Origin of the sequence: Priestia sp. BR_2 (genome assembly GCF_041954005.1) — a bacterium.
GTDB lineage: Bacteria > Bacillota > Bacilli > Paenibacillales > Paenibacillaceae > Paenibacillus_AQ > Paenibacillus_AQ lautus_A.
Window position 1 is genome coordinate 1 of sequence record NZ_JAVFHM010000295.1, and the last position, 615, is coordinate 615.

1 protein-coding gene is annotated in these 615 nt (G+C 30.6%); it reads left to right on the top strand.

Annotated elements, in window-relative coordinates; genetic code table 11:
* Window positions 1-541, top strand: a 541-nt coding sequence (locus RB298_RS25570; RefSeq protein ID WP_486049148.1) for a NeuD/PglB/VioB family sugar acetyltransferase, incomplete at its 5' end; no start/stop codon positions are given.
* Window positions 542-615 lie beyond the last annotated feature (74 nt).

Here is a 615-nt window from a genome sequence, read left to right on the forward strand (position 1 = left end):
TATAATTAATGGATATCGAGTTTTATGTTCAATAGAAGATTTTATCGAAACAAATAAAGACATGAAAATTGACGCTGTGATTATATCTATAGGGGATAATGTTATCCGGAAAAGAATAATTAACCAATTAAGTGAATTGAATTTGAAATATAGAAATGCAATACATCCAAATGCAATTATTTCAGACAGTGCTAAAATTGGAGAAGGCGTTTTAATTAATGCCGGAGCAATTATTCAGGCAGATGCAGTTATAAACAACCATTGTAATATAGGGACAGGAGCCGTAATAGATCATGAATGTTTTATAGAAGATTACGTCAATATTGCGCCTAATGCTACCCTATGCGGAAAAGTTTATGTTAGTGAATTATGTGTAGTAGGTCCCAATTCTGTAATATTAGAAAAATGTATAATAGAAGCGAAATCTATTATTGGTGCTGGAGCTGTGGTAGTAAAGGATGTGCAAGAAGAAGGAATCTTTATAGGTGTACCAGCAAAGTTTTTAAAAAAGCGAGATGGCAAGAAAAGCTATTTAAAATAACTTATCTTAGAAAGAGGTATTAGTTTTGTTTTTGCATTTTATTATAGATAATATATATTCGCAAAAATTTATCG